The organism is Sphaerochaeta sp., from assembly GCA_022482495.1.
GTDB lineage: Bacteria > Spirochaetota > Spirochaetia > Sphaerochaetales > Sphaerochaetaceae > RUG023.
In genome coordinates this window covers 127,894-144,949 of record JAKVPA010000005.1, presented here as the reverse complement: position 1 = coordinate 144,949, position 17,056 = coordinate 127,894, and the positions used below count along the sequence as shown (strand labels likewise).

Annotated in this window: 16 protein-coding genes; 3 read left to right on the top strand and 13 right to left on the bottom strand. The window is 57.7% G+C overall.

All coding sequences use genetic code 11. From position 1 onward, the window contains the following. The 10 genes from LKE28_07380 to LKE28_07335 all read right to left on the bottom strand — a co-directional run bounded on the left by LKE28_07380 (position 1) and on the right by LKE28_07335 (position 7,479). A complete protein-coding gene (locus LKE28_07380; protein ID MCH3908050.1) occupies positions 1–828 on the bottom strand; it encodes a hypothetical protein in 828 nt (275 codons plus the stop codon). Further along, the gene (locus tag LKE28_07375; GenBank protein MCH3908049.1) at positions 816–1,931 is read right to left on the bottom strand and encodes a glycoside hydrolase family 88 protein; all 1,116 of its coding nucleotides are present in this window, start codon (positions 1,929–1,931) and stop codon (positions 816–818) included. Before LKE28_07375 ends, LKE28_07380 begins: the two co-directional genes overlap by 13 nt. A 54-nt stretch (positions 1,932–1,985) precedes the next feature. Next, positions 1,986–3,230: a sugar ABC transporter substrate-binding protein gene (locus LKE28_07370; protein MCH3908048.1), complete on the bottom strand. Its 1,245-nt coding sequence runs from the start codon at positions 3,228–3,230 to the stop codon at positions 1,986–1,988. A gap of 36 nt (positions 3,231–3,266) precedes the next feature. Then, positions 3,267–4,136, bottom strand: coding sequence for a carbohydrate ABC transporter permease (locus LKE28_07365; protein ID MCH3908047.1), 870 nt, complete (start codon positions 4,134–4,136; stop codon positions 3,267–3,269). Positions 4,137–4,146: 10 nt separating this feature from the next. Beyond that, the gene (locus LKE28_07360; GenBank protein ID MCH3908046.1) at positions 4,147–4,950 is read right to left on the bottom strand and encodes a sugar ABC transporter permease; all 804 of its coding nucleotides are present in this window, start codon (positions 4,948–4,950) and stop codon (positions 4,147–4,149) included. 186 nt (positions 4,951–5,136) lie between these two features. Further along, complete coding sequence (locus LKE28_07355; protein MCH3908045.1) at positions 5,137–5,601, bottom strand: hypothetical protein; 465 nt, start codon at positions 5,599–5,601, stop codon at positions 5,137–5,139. Further along, positions 5,555–6,055 (bottom strand): glycosyl hydrolase family 28 protein, encoded by a 501-nt coding sequence (locus LKE28_07350; GenBank protein MCH3908044.1) that lies wholly within the window; start codon positions 6,053–6,055, stop codon positions 5,555–5,557. Before LKE28_07350 ends, LKE28_07355 begins: the two co-directional genes overlap by 47 nt. Before the next feature lie 134 nt (positions 6,056–6,189). Beyond that, positions 6,190–6,420, bottom strand: a complete 231-nt coding sequence (locus tag LKE28_07345; GenBank protein MCH3908043.1) for a hypothetical protein — start codon at positions 6,418–6,420, stop codon at positions 6,190–6,192. Positions 6,421–6,497: 77 nt separating this feature from the next. Next, positions 6,498–7,067, bottom strand: coding sequence for an AraC family transcriptional regulator (locus LKE28_07340; GenBank protein ID MCH3908042.1), 570 nt, complete (start codon positions 7,065–7,067; stop codon positions 6,498–6,500). A gap of 10 nt (positions 7,068–7,077) precedes the next feature. Continuing rightward, positions 7,078–7,479, bottom strand: a complete 402-nt coding sequence (locus LKE28_07335; GenBank protein MCH3908041.1) for an AraC family ligand binding domain-containing protein — start codon at positions 7,477–7,479, stop codon at positions 7,078–7,080. Between the two features lie 115 nt (positions 7,480–7,594). On the opposite strand from LKE28_07335, the gene LKE28_07330 reads away from it, so the two are divergent. Together LKE28_07330 and LKE28_07325 are read left to right on the top strand one after the other, a co-directional pair. Next, the gene (locus tag LKE28_07330; protein ID MCH3908040.1) at positions 7,595–10,063 is read left to right on the top strand and encodes a hypothetical protein; all 2,469 of its coding nucleotides are present in this window, start codon (positions 7,595–7,597) and stop codon (positions 10,061–10,063) included. After that, positions 10,017–13,226, top strand: coding sequence for a DUF4981 domain-containing protein (locus tag LKE28_07325; GenBank protein ID MCH3908039.1), 3,210 nt, complete (start codon positions 10,017–10,019; stop codon positions 13,224–13,226). Before LKE28_07330 ends, LKE28_07325 begins: the two co-directional genes overlap by 47 nt. A 3-nt stretch (positions 13,227–13,229) precedes the next feature. Here the strand turns inward: LKE28_07325 and LKE28_07320 are convergent, their stop codons facing one another. The 3 genes from LKE28_07320 to LKE28_07310 all read right to left on the bottom strand — a co-directional run bounded on the left by LKE28_07320 (position 13,230) and on the right by LKE28_07310 (position 16,445). Continuing rightward, the gene (locus LKE28_07320) at positions 13,230–14,327 is read right to left on the bottom strand and encodes a diguanylate cyclase (protein ID MCH3908038.1); all 1,098 of its coding nucleotides are present in this window, start codon (positions 14,325–14,327) and stop codon (positions 13,230–13,232) included. Between the two features lie 111 nt (positions 14,328–14,438). Then, the gene (locus LKE28_07315) at positions 14,439–15,425 is read right to left on the bottom strand and encodes a GGDEF domain-containing protein (protein MCH3908037.1); all 987 of its coding nucleotides are present in this window, start codon (positions 15,423–15,425) and stop codon (positions 14,439–14,441) included. Positions 15,426–15,650: 225 nt separating this feature from the next. After that, positions 15,651–16,445 carry a Cof-type HAD-IIB family hydrolase gene (locus tag LKE28_07310; protein ID MCH3908036.1) on the bottom strand — a complete coding sequence of 265 codons (795 nt, stop codon included), beginning with the start codon at positions 16,443–16,445 and terminating at the stop codon, positions 15,651–15,653. Between the two features lie 113 nt (positions 16,446–16,558). Here LKE28_07310 and LKE28_07305 point away from each other — a divergent pair, with 113 nt between their 5' ends. Beyond that, entirely contained in the window at positions 16,559–17,056 is a 498-nt protein-coding gene (locus LKE28_07305) for a hypothetical protein (GenBank protein ID MCH3908035.1), read from the top strand.

Sequence of the window (17,056 nt, the reverse complement as noted above, 5' to 3'; positions counted from 1 at the left end):
TCATCCCATCCGGTAGGTCAGATTCCATGCAAACTGCTCTCCGGGGAAGACGGTCCGTTCCAGATACGGCTCCACGGAGAACGTGCGGTTGTTCCCCCAGATGGGGAAATGCCACACGGGGTAATCCGTTTTCATCACCACTTCCCCGACACGATCATGCAGGATGTGGACGGACAATGACTGAGGTTTGTTGTACGTCAACGGTTGGAAAAAGCCTTTGGCATCCGGTTCCATCGCACGTTCCAGCACGCCATCGGAGAAGGTGTATCCGGAATTCTCCGGCATCTGGGGCGCGGTGTGGAACCAGCACACATCCCGTGTGACATGGAACGGAAAGAACGGATGGGGATACCAGGAAAGCGGGAGAAACCTGTTGCTGTCGTTGTGCACCTCGGTGCGCGAGGTGATCACCCGGCCTGCAATCGTAACGTTCCGTACCAACGTGACATCGTACGGGCCAAACTGCTCCCGCGCGGTGAACGTGGCGGAAGAAGCCTCCCGCCGGATGTCCCATACGGACGGACGGATGATACGGTTTGCCTCTCCATCCACCACCCCGATACCCAGCACCAGTGCAAGGCGGCCGACATCCCCTCCCCGTGACGTGGAATCGTACAAGGGAAGATGGTTGAAGGAATCGGGAATTCCTTGGGCGTCGTACGTATTGAACGTATCAGGGAACGTCGGACCGCTCATCAAATCCATCCCGTTCCCATCGGTGATCCGGAACATCTGGCCCGCGGCGGTGAACCGCGTTCCCAACCGGTCACGGTCGGCGACCGGATCCAATACCATCACTGACAGGTCATCACCGCTTATCGTGAACATCCAAACTCCTTCAACGCTTCAGAGAGGAACAGGATGGCAAGCGCCGACCCGTACGGCATGCTTTGAAGCGGAATATGCTTGTAAAAATCCTTGCTGGTCCGCCCCATCGGCGTACCATAGGAGACGTTGCCCACCACGCCATCCGGAGAAATATTGGCCAGTACCGGCTCCAACGCCGCCATGGCAGCCTCCCGGCAGGAACTTGAGAGCAACCCTTGATGAATCCCGGCCAGCATGCCGAAACCAAACCCACAAGTGGCGCTCACCTCCAGATATGACGTGGGATCATCCAGCAAGGTATGCCACAAACCCGTGGAATCCTGCAAGCGGACCAGCGCATCAACCTGACGCTGCAACAATCCAGTCAGATAGCGGCAGAGCGCAGGCGGACACTCCGCATAAGCCAAGAATAGCGGAATGCACGCCGTAATCCAGCAGTTTCCCCGGCCCCAAAACGCACCGGCGAAGTTGGAATGTTCGGAAAACGACCAGCCGTGGTACCACAAGCCGGTCTGTTTGTCCATCAAATACTTCTGGTGGACCAGCATCTGGTACTGGGCCAGCTGGGAATACCGATCGTTTCCACTGATTCTCCCCCAAACACCCAAGAACAACACCGCCATGAACAGCGTGTCATCCCACAGCTCCCCGTCGTTGCGGGAATCACTGGTCATGTGCTGGAATCCCCCTTCTTCCGTCCGAGGCATCTTCTCGCACAACCAGGTAGCCCACTCGTCGCACAGGGCGCGATAGGCGGGCTTTCCCGTCTTCTTCGCCAGGAACGCCAAGGTCAGCATCGGAGCGCAGGTGTTGATGTTCTTCGCCGGGAGTCCGATCCGCATGCAGGTCGCATAGTATCCTTCCAATTCGGCAAGATACGCGGGATCATCCGTCTGCTCGTACAGGTTGTACAACCCGAACAGACCGACCCCTTGCGGCCATTCCCAGAACTGATAACGCCGTACATCGTCCCCTGCGAGGTTCTTGCCCCGCATGTTGGCGATGAACTGCTCGTCTTCCTCATACAACACGGCATGGAACCCATGGACCAATACGTCAAGGGCCTGCCGAATCCGAGTCTCCTCACCCACCATATACCGCATCCTCCTGCATCTCAAAAAGCGGCCGCAAACGCGGCCGCAGTCTCTTCGATACGGTTACAGCGACATGTCAGGATAGGCATCCTTGATCTGCTTCTGCACAGCGTCGATCATCTGGTCGATGGTGATTTCCCCTGCGATCACACGATCCAGCGAATCGCGGATAATGTTGCCGTAGGACGAACCCGGATGGGCGATCTCCACGTTCTTGTCGTAGGACGGCAGGTCGCTGGAGGCGTTGATCTCCTTGTTGAAGATCTCCAGGCCCGGAACGTTGTACGTGATGTCGATGTTCTTCCGGCCAGGCAGGTAGCTGCCGTCGGCGCAGTACTGGGCGTAGTTCTCCGGTTTGTAGAACCAGTTGATGAACTCCACCGCTTCCTTCTCCACTCCGGTTCCCTTGAACGCGTACAGCCAGTTGCCGCCCAAGCTGGTGGCCTTCTCCTTCTCATACGGCATCAACACCGGGGTCCATTCGAAATCCTTGATGTTGGCCGTGTAGTCGGTGATCACCCAGTTGCCCGCCAGGTGCGCCGCAGCCTTGCCGGTCTTGAACACCGACTGGGCGTTGTCCGTTCCCAGACCGACGGAAACCGGAGAGACGCCATCCTTGTACAAGTCGACGATGAACTGGAGCGCCTTGCGGGTCTCCGGGCTGTCGAAGATGATCTTCTTGCCCGATGCATCGGCGAAGCTGGAACCGAACTGGTACAAAATCGTCTTGATCCGCTGCTGGGAGTGATCGACGACCAGACCGTAGTCGCAGTCCGAATTGGCCACCACTTTCTTCACCGCAGCGAGGAACTCATCCCACGTCCAGCGGTCTTCCTCGTTGACCGGATAGGAAACCCCGGCCTTGTCGAACGCCGTCTTGTTGATCACCATACCGACGGCCGTCGTGTTGACCGGCGTACCGAGAAACTGTCCGCCCCGCACACCATTGACGGCGAAATCGTCCGGGGTGTAATCGCAGACGCCATCCAGCGGATAGATGTAATCGGTGTACTGCTCGAAATGAGTCGTCTTGATCAACGCCGGCAGATCATTTGCCGTCGCACGGTTCTGGATCTGCGATTTGATGTCGGCGTACGCGACTTCGTTGATCTCCGCCTGGATGCCTTTGTCGGCGTATTCCTGGTTGAAACGATCGACAGCCTTGGCCATCGCGCCGCCCTCCAGCGTATCATCGGAAAGCAGAATCTCCAATTTCACCACACCGGATTTCTCTTTCTCGGAAGCACCACCGGCGAACAACGACAGAGCCAGCACCAGGCACAGCAATGTCAAACCAATTCGTTTCATATTTTTCTCCTTCTGTATTCCATACAGGTATGTGCGTTATCCCTTCACCCCGCTGGCGACGTTGGTGCTCATGATCTGCTTGTTGAAGATGATGAACACGATCACCACAGGGATCATCGTCAGGACGGACGAGGCCAGCAACGTGGCCCAGTCCACCGACTCTGCGCCGCTGAGCGTCCGAAGCGCCAGCTGCAACGTATATTTTTCCTTGGCATGCAATGTCAACAGCGGCCAGATGTAGTCGTTCCACCGCCAGCGGAACGAGAAGATGGCCAGAATGGCGATCTGCGGTTTGCACAGCGGCATCATGATACGGAAGAAAATGGTCCCTTCGTTCGCCCCGTCGATCCGGGCCGCCTCCAACAGTTCATTGGGAACGGAAATGAAGAACTGGCGCATCAGGAACACCCCGGTCAGCGTACCGACGGTGGGGATGATGCATCCCCACAGGCTGTTGTACAACCCCAGCTTGTAGATGACGGTGAAGCTCGGGCTCATGATGATCTCCGTGGGGAGCATTGTCGTGGCCAGCATGCACATGAAGAACACCTTGGTCCACCGGTAGGAGTACTTGGCCAGGGCGAAGCCGCACATGCAGCTCATCAGAATGGTGATGACCGTGGCGAACACCGTGATGTACGCCGTGTTGTACGTGTACCGCAGGATGTTGAACCGGGAGAACGCCAGGCGGTAATTGGCCAACGTCCCCTGTTTGGGGAAGAACGTCAACGGGTAGGAGAACAACTCCGAACCGGGCTTGAATGAACTGAGCACCAGCCATACCACCGGAAACGCCCAGATCAGGGCGAACAAAATGGACAGGATGCTTTTGATCCACAGGGAACGCCGGCTGGACGAGTTCCAAACGGACGGTCTTCCCACGGTCATGGTTTTTTCCGCTGTCATGATCCCCTCCTCAATCCGAATAGCGTTCGTTGATTCTCGTCTGGATCAAAGAGATGACCAGAAGAAGGACGAACATAATCATGGAAGCCGCGCTGGAATAGCCGACCTTCATTTTGTCGAATCCCGTGGTATAGATGTACTGGATGATGTACGTCGTCCCCGTTCCCGGGCCGCCGTTGGTCAACGTCAGGATCATGGCGAAGACCTTGAACGCGTTGATGATGGACGTCATGATGATCATGAACGACACCGGCCGGAGCGCGGGAAGCGTGATGGCAAAGAACGACTGGACGCGATTGGCGCCATCAATCTTCGCCGCGTCATAGTGTTCGGCGGGGATCTGCTTGATGCCCCCCAGGAAGATCAACATGCTGACGCCGCATCCCGACCATACGCTTGCCACGACGGTCGTCCAGAACGCGGGACCGCTCTTGGAGAACCACTTCACCGGCTCGGCGCCGATGGCCTGCAACAGATAGTTGGCGACGCCGAACGTTTCGCTGAAAATCCATTTCCAGGTAAGACCAACCATGATGGTGGAGATCAACGTCGGCCAGTAGACCAGTACCCGGGTGAACGAATTGCCCTTGATCGTCTCATCGGAGAGCAACAAGGCAAGCAACAACGATACCACGTACCCGATCGGCACCGAGACGAGTACATATTTCACCGTATTTCCCAACACCATCCAGAACTCGGAATCATGCAGGAGATTGGCGTAGTTGGCCCAGCCAACATAGTCCATCCGCTTCAAACCGTTGTAGTTGGTGAAGGAATACCAAAGCCCGATGGAGGCTGGCACCACAAAAAACACGAGAAAAAACAGCATGTTCGGGGCACAAAAAAACAAGGCCCATTTTTGATTGTGATCCAGTGGATTCCGCTTTTCCCTGGCTTTCATTCCTTTCTCCTCACCATTCCACGCTATCATGGGTTCGTAGTAAATAATTCCCATATTTTTGCGACAAACAAGGAAAATTATCGCATTTCTTTTTCTCTTTCACCGATTTTTTACCGTACTGTCCTCCACAGAGAGCGGTTCCGCCGCAAACGCCGGGCAGGAACCTTCCCCCTGTGTCGTCACCCCATCCAGCGTGATGTCGGCGCACCGCACAAACGTAAACGGGTGGACCTTTTCCCTGAGGAGCGAAGGCTCCTGATAGCCGGGCCGGAGGTCATGGCCCTCCACATCCCACTTGCTGGTCTTCCGGAGCGTCACCCGCACGTCCCGAAAGACAATGTCGGAGATGGCGCCCGGACGGTCGGCGTAGCAGAGCACGCCGTTCTCCCCGGTGGCCTGGATATGCTCGAACACCACATGGGAGACCGTACCGCACCGCGTCTGGGGATCACGGTCGCGACAGGTGATGGAAATTGGCTCGGCCGTTCCCCACCACTCCTGGCTGAAGCGCCGCGTTTCAATGATCAGATTGCTGAAACGGACGTTGTCGCACCGACCCGCCATCGCGGATCTGCAGGGAGACGCCCCGGTTGGAGCCGGTGATGATGCAGTTCTCGACCAGCAGGTTCTCAAAATCCGCAACCCCTTCCGTCCCGATCTTCAGCGCCGCGCTGGTGGAGGTCAGCGTGCAGTCCGCGATGATCACGTTGCGCGTCGGATGGTATTCGTCGTTGCCGATGGTGTTCTTCAAGCAGATGCAGTCATCGGCGCACTGGATGTGGCACCCCACGATCCGGACATTCTGGCTGTGGTCCGGATCAATGCCGTCGCTGTTGGCCACGTCCAGCGGGTTATCGATGGTCACGCCCACCACCTGCACGTTGTCGCAGCCTGCGATGTGCAGCGTCCAGAACGGTGCCCTGCGAAACGTCAGACCTTGGACGGACACGTGCGCGCAGCCTTCCAGATAGACCATGGTGGGACGGGGATAGAAACTGCCCGCGCGATGATACGGCACTGGTCCGATGGACGAACGCGTCGCAACAGCCGTCGATCACCCCGCCGCCGGAAAGCGTGATGTTCCGTTCTCCCGTGGCATGGAGGAACACGAAGCCGGGCTTGCGGGTCACGGGAGTACCGACCCTCCGGTTCTCATCCGTGTCGATGCCCCCCGGGGACAGGTAGTCCCTGATGTCGTCGCTTGCAAGCAACACCGCCCCCGGTCTCAATGCACAGCTCGGTTTCCGAATGGATGCGAAGCGAGCCGCACCGGTACGTCTTCCCGCTTTCCAACACCACCACGCCGCCCAGATCCAATGCATCCTGCACCGCCTGGGTGTCATTCGCTTTTCCGTCTCCGACGGCGTTCCTCACCACGTGCATGTCATACCTCCGACGAGCTCATCATAGTACGGTTCACCCCTCAAAGATATTGTGGTTTTCCCCGGAAACAGGATGATTTATCGCATATCTTGCGATGTTTTCTGCTGGATCTGCTGTTGGTAGCCGCTGTAGCCGGTCGTCTCGGCGACATTCTCCAAGCGCAGGCTGCGCAGCTCGGCCTTCCCCTCCCTGCCCATCTTCCGGAACGTTCGGGGAGAGACACCACAGTACTTGTCAAACACCCGGTTGAACTGGGAGAACGACGCGAACCCGCACCGCTCCGCCACGTCCTGGATGCTCTGGTCGGTGGTCAGAAGGAGCCGCTGGGCGCCTCGCACACGGGTCATCTGGATGTACTGGATCAATGGGAAGCCCAACACTTCCTTGAACTTGCGGGACAGGTAGCAATCGGAGATGGAGAAATGCTCGGACAGCTGTTCCAGGGAGATCGGCTCGGTGTAGTGGGTGTGGATGTAGCTGGCGATGGTGTTGATCTTATGTGCCATCTCCCCCAGCTCCTTGTTCTCATACAGATTGTGGGCGGCCGCCGCCTTCAACGCGTACAGGAAATCACAGAAATGGGAGAACATGTACAGATCGGAGTACTGCTCCTTGTTCCGTTTGGCCGCGGCGATCTCATCCAGCATCTGGAACAACTCAATCTTCTTCTCCGGTGACAGACCTGATTACAGGATTCTCCATGTTGAACAGGGACAGCACACCCCGGATGCTGTAGGCAAGCCCATGCTCCTGCGGCAGGGAGAAGGCGATGATCAACCTCCGTACCGGACCGCCTTCGAAATAGATTGATTTGTGCAGACACCCCGGCTTGAGCAGGACGATGTCCCCCTCCACCAAGGCATAGTACCGGCCTTCCACCAAGTGTCCCGCCTCCTTGTCACAGAGGATGAACATCTCGTAATACCGGTGGAAGTGCTGGAACTCCATGTTGACCTGGGCGCTCCGCACGTCATAATCGAAGTGAAGGAACAGACTGTCCGAATCCTTGTTCAGATCGTAACAGGCGCCTTCCCGAAACTCTGGTGATGCTCCATCCATAGCCCCATCATACGAAGAGGAAACAAGAAATGCAAGGAAGAGTCAGCAACACGGCAAATATGTCGTGGTTTTTAGCGCCACATGCGATATGATACCTTTGAGAGGTTGTTGTACCATGCAAGCATTGAGGTATCAGATCGCCACCAACGAAAGCGTCACGCGTTGGAAAACCACGTCATGCAGAAAAGAGCCGTTCTCCGCTCCGTACGCTACCTTCGACGCGCCGGTGAACACGGGAGAGGCGTATGTGCAGATCGTCTACCCGGTCCGCACGGCGTTCCTCGCCACCCATGATCTCTCCGCCATCACCCGGTACGAAGGATCCTACGAGCATATCACCTTTCCGTTCGAGAACAACCGGATCGACTTCTCCGGCTTTCTCCACACACCCCACATCCTGTCCGTCAACGCCATCACCTGGATTGATGTGGACGAAGGACGCTATCCCTTCGACATCTACACCTGCGGCGGCATCAAGGTATGGGTGGACGGGAAACCAACGATCACCTTCGCCCCCTATACCCGGAACATTCCCGGGACCACACGTCTCGAACTGGACCTTGCCAAGGGAGTCCATCAGATCGAAGTGTACGCCGATGACCTGGCCGAACGGGACGTGTTCTTCTACTTTGAATTCCGCTACGTCGGGGAAACACCGATCCAAGGAGTGCTGCAGAGCGAACTGGATCCTCAGGAGATTCTGGAAAAGGAACGGTTCCTGCGAAGCTGTTCCTTCGAACACGAGGTCTATGAAGAAGGAAAGGTGGAGCTCCGTTTCGACGGCACCATCCTGAAGGAACCGTTGGAACTCACCTTCGCTGCAAGCGGTGACGGCGGTCCTTGGAAAGGCGCCGACCACTTCACCGTACAGCCCGGCCAGGGCTCCCTGGTGGTGGCCGACTGCGCCTCCTCTTCCGTCGGGGCCTACCACGTCGACCTGGGATGTCAGCTCGGAGGACATCCGGTGCAGCGCAGGCTGTTCCTCTCCCTCAGCCCGGCGAAACTGATGAAGGTCCCCACCCGGCTTGGCGTGAAGAAACGGAAGGAATTCGCCCTGGATTTCATCTGCGGCTCCGGGGAAGAGCACATCACCCGTGCCATGGCGATCCTCCAGCGCAAAGGGAAGATGACCGAGGATGCACTGCGTTTCATCCACAACAGCCTGGGCAAGATCCAGCGAAAGGAAGACTGTTCCGATTTCGTCATCGTCCCGCTTCTGTGGAGCATCCAGGACCAACGGAGCATGTACGACGAGGCGCTGTACCAGGAAGCGGTCCGGACGATTTTGGATTTCCGCTACTGGATCGACGAACCGGGCAACGACGTCATGTGGTATTTCTCCGAAAACCACGCGTTCCTGTTCCACGCCGCCCAGTATCTGGCCGGACACCTCTTCCCCGACCGAACGTTCACCGCAAGCGGCAGGACGGGGAAGGAGCAGGAGGCGTTGGGACGGAAACGTCTCCTCTCCTGGTTCAAGCAGTTCGAAACGTACCACTACGCCGAATGGAACAGCGCCACCTACCTGCCGGTCGATTTGATCGGCCTGTTCACCCTGTTCGAGAAAGCGCCGGACGCGGAGATTCGACGAAAAGCCTGCGACGCGTTGGACTACACCTTCTCGGTGATCAAAGACAACAGCTTCGGCGGCGTGATGATCGGCTCCTGCGGACGATGCTACGAAAAGACCCTGAAAGCGCGTTGCCAGGTGGAACCCTGCTTCCTCCATTACGTCGCCTATGACGAAGGCTACGTGACCTCGCGAAACCGCGCCGTGGCGTTGTTCTCCCTCTCCTCGTACGTACCCCCTACCACCAACGAACAACTGGAGGACGGGGAGTATCTGGAACTCACCTCCGGACAAGGAGAGCAACGGGTGGACACCTATCTGTTCAAGACCAATTCCTACGCCACCGGGTGCGCCCAGAATTTCAAACCGTTCACCCATGGACACCAACAGCACGTCCAGGACGTCTCGTTCGGCAGACGGAAAAACCGCCAGTTCTACGTCAACCATCCCGGAGAACGTGCGTTCAGCGGAGAGAACCGGCCCAGCTACTGGGCGGGCAACGGCACCATCCCCAAGTGCGTCCAGTACCGTTCCCTGACGCTGATGCTGTTTGACATCGATCCGGGGGAATTGGTCCACGCCATCCATGCCTACACCCCGCTCCCTGATTACGACGCGTCGGCGGAGGACGGAAACTACCTGTTCCTAGAGAGCGACGAAAGTTACGTGGGTGTCTGGTTCAGCCAAGGCTACCAAAGAACCACTTCCGGCGCCAACCGCGACAAGGAGGTGATCAGCCAAGGCCTGCGCCACGGAGTCGTCATCCGTTGCGGAGACGCGGCGGAGTTCGGTTCGTTCGTCTCGTTCATCACCTTCGTGAAACAACAGGCGATCCAGTTCGATCCAAACGCGCTGACGCTCCGTGTGACGGATCAAAACATCGGTACGCTGGAGGAAGGACGGGACTACCAGAAGCTGGACGGATCGTCGTATGATACGACCTACCCCCGTCACACGGAAAAACACCGTGGGACGATCACTCCCTGGAGGGGCCGCCATGCTTCCGCTGTATGACACGGACACGGCGCCGTGGGAAGATCCCCAGCGCCTTTCCCAAAACCGACTTCCCATCGCAAGTGGGATGCTTCCGTTCCCCACGGAAGCCCAGGCGCTTCAAGACGCGCGGGATGGCTGCGAGCATCGCGACCTCTCTTCCCATCCGTGGTACCAAAACCTGGACGGAATTTGGGATTTCCACCTGTACGATAGTCCACGAAACGTCCCTGTTTCGGTGACGAACGGCGTGATGGACGCACATCCCATCCATGTCCCGGGAACCTGGACGGTCCAGGGATGGGATCATCCCCACTACACCAACATCCAGATGCCGTTTCCCCAGCGGCCTCCGTACACGCCGCGTCACAACCCCACCGGGGTGTACCGCCGTACGTTCTCAGTCCCTTCCACGTGGAACGGCCGGAGGACGATTCTCCACGTGGGGAGCGCGGAAAGCTTCTTGGATGTGTACGTCAATGGGACCCATGCCGGTTTTTCCAAGGACACCAGGCTCCCGGCGGAATTCGATGTGACGGATCTGCTTGCCGAAGGCGAGAATCTCCTGGTGCTGGTGGTGGTCCGCTACAGCGACGCGTCGTTCGTGGAAGACCAGGACCAATGGTGGTATGGGGGCCTGCACCGAAGCCTCTTTCTGTACAGCAGGCCGGCCCTCCACCTCTCCGACCTGACCGTCACCACCCAGGTTGCCGACGACCACCAACGTGCCATCGTCCAGGTCGCCGTGGCCTTTGATCTTGACGGTCCGAAGGCATCCGTTCCTTCCATCGCCCTCCATACCGTCCATATCCATCTGTACGATCCAAACGGCAAGCTCTGTTTTCACAGGAGCATCCGTATCGGCGGAGCATACCGGACGGAAGGGGGGTGGAAAGGCCAGGTGGAGGTTGTTGTCCGACACCCCCATCTGTGGAACCATGAGGATCCTGCGTTGTACACGGTGACCATCACCGCCAACAATGAAGCATACGCCGTGCGAACCGGCATCCGGACGGTGAGGATCGCCAACCGCGCCTTGTTGATCAACGGGAAACGGGTGTTGATCAAAGGGGTCAACCGCCACGAACATGACGGGTGCACGGCCAAAACGCTGACCACCGCCTCGATGGTGCAGGACATCCTGTTGATGAAGAAGTACCATTTCAACGCGGTGCGCACATCCCACTACCCCAACGACGAACGATGGTACGAACTGTGCGACCGCTATGGCTTGTACGTGATGGACGAAGCGAACATCGAGTGCCACGCCTACTACGACCTCCTTGCCCATGACAGCCGCTGGCTGGGCGCCTTCCTGGACCGGGGTAGCCGGATGGTTGAGCGGGACAAGAACCATCCCTCGGTGATCATCTGGTCACTGGGCAACGAGAGCGGATACGGACCGAACCATGACGCCCTGGCTGCGTGGATCCGGCGTGTCGATCCCACCCGTCCCCTCCACTACGAAGGAGCCACCCACCTTCCTGCGGGCATGCAGGAGCTTCCTCCCGACAAATTCCGGGGTGGACGGAACGCCACGGACATCATCAGTCCGATGTATCCCCCATTGGAAGTATTGGAACAATGGGATCGAGAGACGGAAACAACCGATGATCCTCGTCCCTTGATCATGTGCGAGTACAGCCACGCCATGGGCAACTCCAACGGCAGCCTTTCCGACTACTGGGATGTGATCCGCTCCTCCCGGGGCATCCAGGGGGGATGGATCTGGGACTGGGTGGACCAAGCCCTGTTGGTGGACTCTCAGGAAAAGCCCATCGGCTTCCGATCCCGGTCGCTTGCGGCAGGGGGACCCGACCGTCCCACCTTGCGCCATCCCGCCTGGCGGTATGGCGGGGATTTTGGAGATCGTCCCTCCGATTTGGACTTCTGCATGAACGGTCTGGTCGATCCTGACCGCAACGTGAAACCGGTGCTGGAGGAATGCAGGAAGTTGTTCCAGCCGATCGCCATCCACGCCCATCATCCCGCAGCCGGGACCTTCGTCGTGGAGAACCTCCGCGACTTCACTGACACCTCCGACCTGCGGTTTGCCTGGCGTCTGGTCACCGACCCGGACGAAGGGCAGGCAATCCACGGGACGCTGGACGTACCGGTATTGGCCCCTGGACAACGCGCCGAGGTATCCATCCCCGCGTTGACGGAGCCAGATATCCAAAACCGTTTGGGCCATACCGAAGCGTGGATCACCTTTGAGATATCCTACCGGACCGACCAGCCCTGGGATGCGGCGGGAAGTCTCGCCGCATGGGAACAATTTCCGTTGAACACGATGCCCCATCGCGCCTTCCCTGCGCCGAAGAAAAACCTGGACCTCACCTTCACCGAAGACGGTCTGCTTGCCTCATTGAAGGTTTCCGGTGCCGAACTGCTTTCCCTCCCTCTTTTCCCCAGCCTGTTCCGTTGCCCCACCCAGAACGACGGACTGAAGAACAAGTACCGGGTGCTTCTCCACGATGATCCAGAGCGGGCGGAACGCTACCACGCCTCCCGCGCCTTCGGCGCTTGGTTTGACCATGGGTTGGAAAACCTCCATCTCCAATTGCTGGAGAAACAACAGGGAGACGGGACAACCTACACGCTTCACAACGTGTACGCCAACGATGGCTCGCTGGTGGAACGGCTGGAACAACGGTGGACGTTCGATGGCCACCAGGCCACGGTGGACATCACCTTCGAAGTACTGCCCGTCGTAGAGGACCTGCCCCGTGTCGGTGTCATCTGCCAGATAGAACCGGAATGGGACCAGGTCTCCTGGTTCGGCTTGGGACCGGAAGAAACCTATCCGGACCGCAAGCGTGGCGCCCGTATCGGGCAGTACGGACCGATGAACGCCGACCTGCTGGAGACCGGATATATCCTGCCACAGGAACAAGGGGAACGCAGTGATATCCGCCATCTGGAGCTGTACACCACCCAAGGAAACGGGATCCGGATAGCCGCCCAGACCTCCCCGTTCTCATTCAACCTCAGCCCATTCTCCGATGACGAACTCTGGAAGACGACCCATTACGACCAGCTTCATCCATGGGAAGGACGGCAACTTCATCTGGACGCGGCGGTACGGGGCGTCGGGACGGCGACTTGCGGGCCGGACACCCGTGAGCCGTATCTGGTGCGCCCCGGTGTCTACCGGCTCTCTCTGCGGTTCACTCCGCTCTGAACATCAGATTCCGGATACTATATCTGGGATCGGACAGCCAAAACAGACCTGGTTCTTGCCTTGGCGCTTGGCCTGGTACATCGCCTTGTCCGCCTCGTCCACCACGGTGGAGAAATCGGGACGGTCGGACGCGAAGGTGGCAACCACACCGATGCTGGCGGTGACATGAATCCCTTGGAAATTCTCCTGACTGATGGCCTCTTTGATCGCTTGGGCATCATCAAACAACACGTCCCCACCGCTTCCGTACACCAAAACGACGAATTCCTCGCCACCGTACCGGTAGGAGACCATGTTCCGCTCCCCTCCCATACGGTTCAACAGCTCCCCGGTCTTCTGCAGGCAGGCATCCCCACGGACATGGCCGTACCGGTCGTTGTACTTCTTGAAGTCATCGATATCCAGCATCATCACGCCGGAGGGATGCGGGACGCGGCGGTCGGCGAACGACGCCAATACCTCACAGAGCTTTCTTCGGTTGAACAACCCGGTCAGGATGTCGGTATCCTTTTCGATGGCCAGACGCCGCTGGGCCTCAAGCGACCCCAACCGGGTCAGGATGACGGAACGCCCGATGACCATGCCGGCAAGATAAAAGCAGAAACAGTTGACCACATCATCGAACGCGATGACTTTGGGTTTCAGCAGGAATCCCAGGATGGTGTGCAGGACGAGGAACGCGCCAAGGAACAGATCCGTCCTCAGTGGCTTGTCGACGATGCACAGCGGAAAGACGCAGAACAACCCCAAGAGGATGGTGGCCCGTTGGGTGGGGGCGTGGACAACGCTCAGGTAGATGGCAAACAACAGCAAGACAGCAAACCCCACGTACAACAGGATACGGGGATGTCTGGATCCGAAGGGTGTGTAGGCGAGGATACCCAGCACCACTGCCGCGACAAAACAGGAAAGGTACATGTTGAGCAAGGAATGCTTCGCCGCGCTGAACGGCACCACGATGAACATCAGGGCCATCAGGCCTCCGCAGAGCAGGACGAGCCGCTTGAACATACGGAGGTTGTATTTTCGGATCTCTTCTTGATTGACGGTGAAAAGTTCATCACGATGCGTTTTCACCCAATGTTCCTGCACGTTTTCCATATATTGAAGAAAGTATAGGCATTACCTTGGGAAAAGCGAATATTTCCACCCATCAAACCACAAAAAAGGGCAAAAAAACGCAAGATTCGGAAGAACCATCTGAACGATTTCTTACGCTTTCTGATGAGGATTTCCTTCCGAATCCTCACATTTCGTATACTGTCTTTTGGGTTTGGATGACATCGGACAGCCGAAACAGACCTGGTTCTTGCCTTGGCGTTTTGCCTGGTACATCGCCTTGTCCGCCTCGTCCACCACGGCGGAGAAATCGGGACGGTCGGAAGCGAAGGTGGCAACCACGCCGATGCTGGCGGTGACATGCACCCCCTGGATATCCACTTGGGAGATCGCCGTGCGGATCCGTTCCGCCAACCCGTACAACTTCTGTCCACCGCTTCCGTACACCAAAACGACAAACTCCTCGCCACCGTACCGGTAGGAGACCATGTTCCGCTCCCCTCCCATACGGTTCAACAGCTCCCCGGTCTTCTGCAGGCAGGCATCCCCACGGACATGGCCGTACCGGTCGTTGTACTTCTTGAAGTCATCGATATCCAGCATCATCACGCCGGAGGGATGCGGGACGCGGCGGTCGGCGAACGACGCCAATACCTCACAGAGCTTTCTCCGGTTGAACAGCCCGGTCAGGATGTCGGTATCCTTTTCCACGGATAACCGGCGCTTCCCTTCATAGGCCATCAACCTGGTCAGGATGGCAGTCCTGCCAAGAATCCCCCCGGTAAGATAAAAGCACAAACTGTTGACCAGGTCATCTGAGGCGATGGAAGATGCTTTCATTCTGAAACTCAGAATGGCGTGGAGCACAAAGAATATTCCCAGAAACAGGTTGACGCGCAGCGGCTTGTCCACAATGCACAGCGGGAAGATGCAGAACAGTCCAAGCATGATGGTGGCCCGTTGATACGGGTGGTAGATGACGCTCAGGTAGATGCTGAACAGCATCAGGATGGAAAACCAGATGTACAGGAGAATCCGCGGATGCCACTTCCCAAAGGCTGTATATGCCAGACCTTCCATCATCAGCGCGCATCCAAAGCAGATCGAATACACCGGCACCAACACCTGCTTTTTCATCATCAAACACCACCACCAGGAAGAGGATGAACATCAGGAACGCGAAGATCAACACAATCCGTTTGAGCGTGAGCAGATTGTACGCATCAATCTCATCATGATGCGTCTTGAACAATTCGTCCTGATGCGATCTTACCCAACGTTCCCCAACCTCTTCCATAGCTGAAACCCGTATACGTTTTTCCGGAACAAAACAAAACGCTCTCTCAGAGAAAACCAATGGGATTGTTATCCCTTCACCCCTGGTGCCGGCGATCCCATGATGTCCCGTACCGTCTCCTCGACGCTCCGGCAGTGCAAAGGAAACCGCCGTTTCAACGATTCCGACGCGTTTTCCATCACGAAGGGATATGCCACCGCCTGGAACATCGGCACATCGTTCTCATCATCACCGAACGCCCAGGAGTGCTGCACCGGAACCCCGAAATAGTCCAGGACGCGCCGTACGCCATCCCCTTTGTTTGCCGGCGCAAGGTCGATCAACCCGGAACCGCTGGTCGCGACGTTCAGCACGCCACCCCACCGCTGTTGGAAAAAGGGGACGGCCTGGGGATCAGAGAGCGGATACACCACGGTCAGTTGGTGGATGTTCCCTTCCACCACATCCAGATGATGGATCAGGCGGACGGTGGCGTGCTGTCTGGCAAGCAACGCGTCCAGAGACGCGCCTTCCCTGCCCAGGATGTACAACGTCTCATCGGCGGCGACCAGCAGGGCATACCCTTCATCCAGCGTGTCCTTGGCGATCTTTTCCACCGTCTCACGGTCGATCGTCTTCGCATCCCCGATCTCCTTCCCCTGCCAGAACATCCGTCCTCCGGTACTGCAGGTGACGACCATGTGGTCTTCCATATCAGGGAACGCCCGACGCACCGACGGGTACATCCGGCCGCTGTCGATGCAGAACAGCCACCCCGACCGGGGCGCCTCACGCATCAGGGAGACCAGCGAAGGAGAAGCGTACGCCTGCCCATGGGGGATCAACGTGCCGTCAATGTCGCAGAAGAAAATGCCGTGGTACACACCCAGAGCCTACCACAGAGGCGCGAAGATGCCTAGCGTGGTCGGAAATATCCAGAAACATCCATCTTCTTTTCGAAAAAAGCGCATCTATACTGAAAAAAAGGAGTTTGGATATGAAACATGTTGTGCTCTGCCTGCTGCTCGCGGTTCTGTGCGTCAGTCCCGCGTTCAGCGAAGCGTATCTTTCGGCAAATGATCTGGATCCCGCAAGTCTGCCATCCTCAAAGACGTTCGACGACGTGACCATCATCGCCACGGCGGACAAAGGAGTCACCATCGAACGGATCGACCAGGTGCGGGAAGCCGCCGACGGAGAGGTGTTCAACCTGCGGATCAAACTGAACGGCTCGGGGAAACCCACCTATCGGTGCGTCTCCGTTCCCGCCAAAGCAGGAGAGACGCTGACCGTCTACCTGAACAGCTCGTCCAAGACGGACGCCCGGATCCTGGCGGTCACCACCGCCGACGGAACGGAAGTGGGGACGATCACCGCACCGGCGGATGACGGCGCCCATGCCGGGATCGGAACCTTCACCATTCTGCAGGATGGCTCGTACCTCCTTTTCTCCAAAGGAAGCGGCATCAACCTGTACGCCGTGGTCGTGGAGTAG

Excerpts from the sequence above, each read along its gene's own strand:
- LKE28_07380 (MCH3908050.1), bottom strand. The coding sequence starts at position 828 with ATGTTCACGATAAGCGGTGATGACCTGTCAGTGATGGTATTGGATCCG.
- LKE28_07375 (MCH3908049.1), bottom strand. The coding sequence starts at position 1,931 with ATGCGGTATATGGTGGGTGAGGAGACTCGGATTCGGCAGGCCCTTGAC.
- LKE28_07370 (MCH3908048.1), bottom strand. The coding sequence starts at position 3,230 with ATGAAACGAATTGGTTTGACATTGCTGTGCCTGGTGCTGGCTCTGTCG.
- LKE28_07365 (MCH3908047.1), bottom strand. The coding sequence starts at position 4,136 with ATGACAGCGGAAAAAACCATGACCGTGGGAAGACCGTCCGTTTGGAAC.
- LKE28_07355 (MCH3908045.1), bottom strand. The coding sequence starts at position 5,601 with ATGGCGGGTCGGTGCGACAACGTCCGTTTCAGCAATCTGATCATTGAA.
- LKE28_07345 (MCH3908043.1), bottom strand. The coding sequence starts at position 6,420 with ATGCACGTGGTGAGGAACGCCGTCGGAGACGGAAAAGCGAATGACACC.
- LKE28_07340 (MCH3908042.1), bottom strand. The coding sequence starts at position 7,067 with ATGCTGGATGAGATCGCCGCGGCCAAACGGAACAAGGAGCAGTACTCC.
- LKE28_07335 (MCH3908041.1), bottom strand. The coding sequence starts at position 7,479 with ATGGATGGAGCATCACCAGAGTTTCGGGAAGGCGCCTGTTACGATCTG.
- LKE28_07330 (MCH3908040.1), top strand. The coding sequence starts at position 7,595 with ATGCAAGCATTGAGGTATCAGATCGCCACCAACGAAAGCGTCACGCGT.
- LKE28_07320 (MCH3908038.1), bottom strand. The coding sequence starts at position 14,327 with ATGGAAAACGTGCAGGAACATTGGGTGAAAACGCATCGTGATGAACTT.
- LKE28_07315 (MCH3908037.1), bottom strand. The coding sequence starts at position 15,425 with ATGATGAAAAAGCAGGTGTTGGTGCCGGTGTATTCGATCTGCTTTGGA.
- LKE28_07305 (MCH3908035.1), top strand. The coding sequence starts at position 16,559 with ATGAAACATGTTGTGCTCTGCCTGCTGCTCGCGGTTCTGTGCGTCAGT.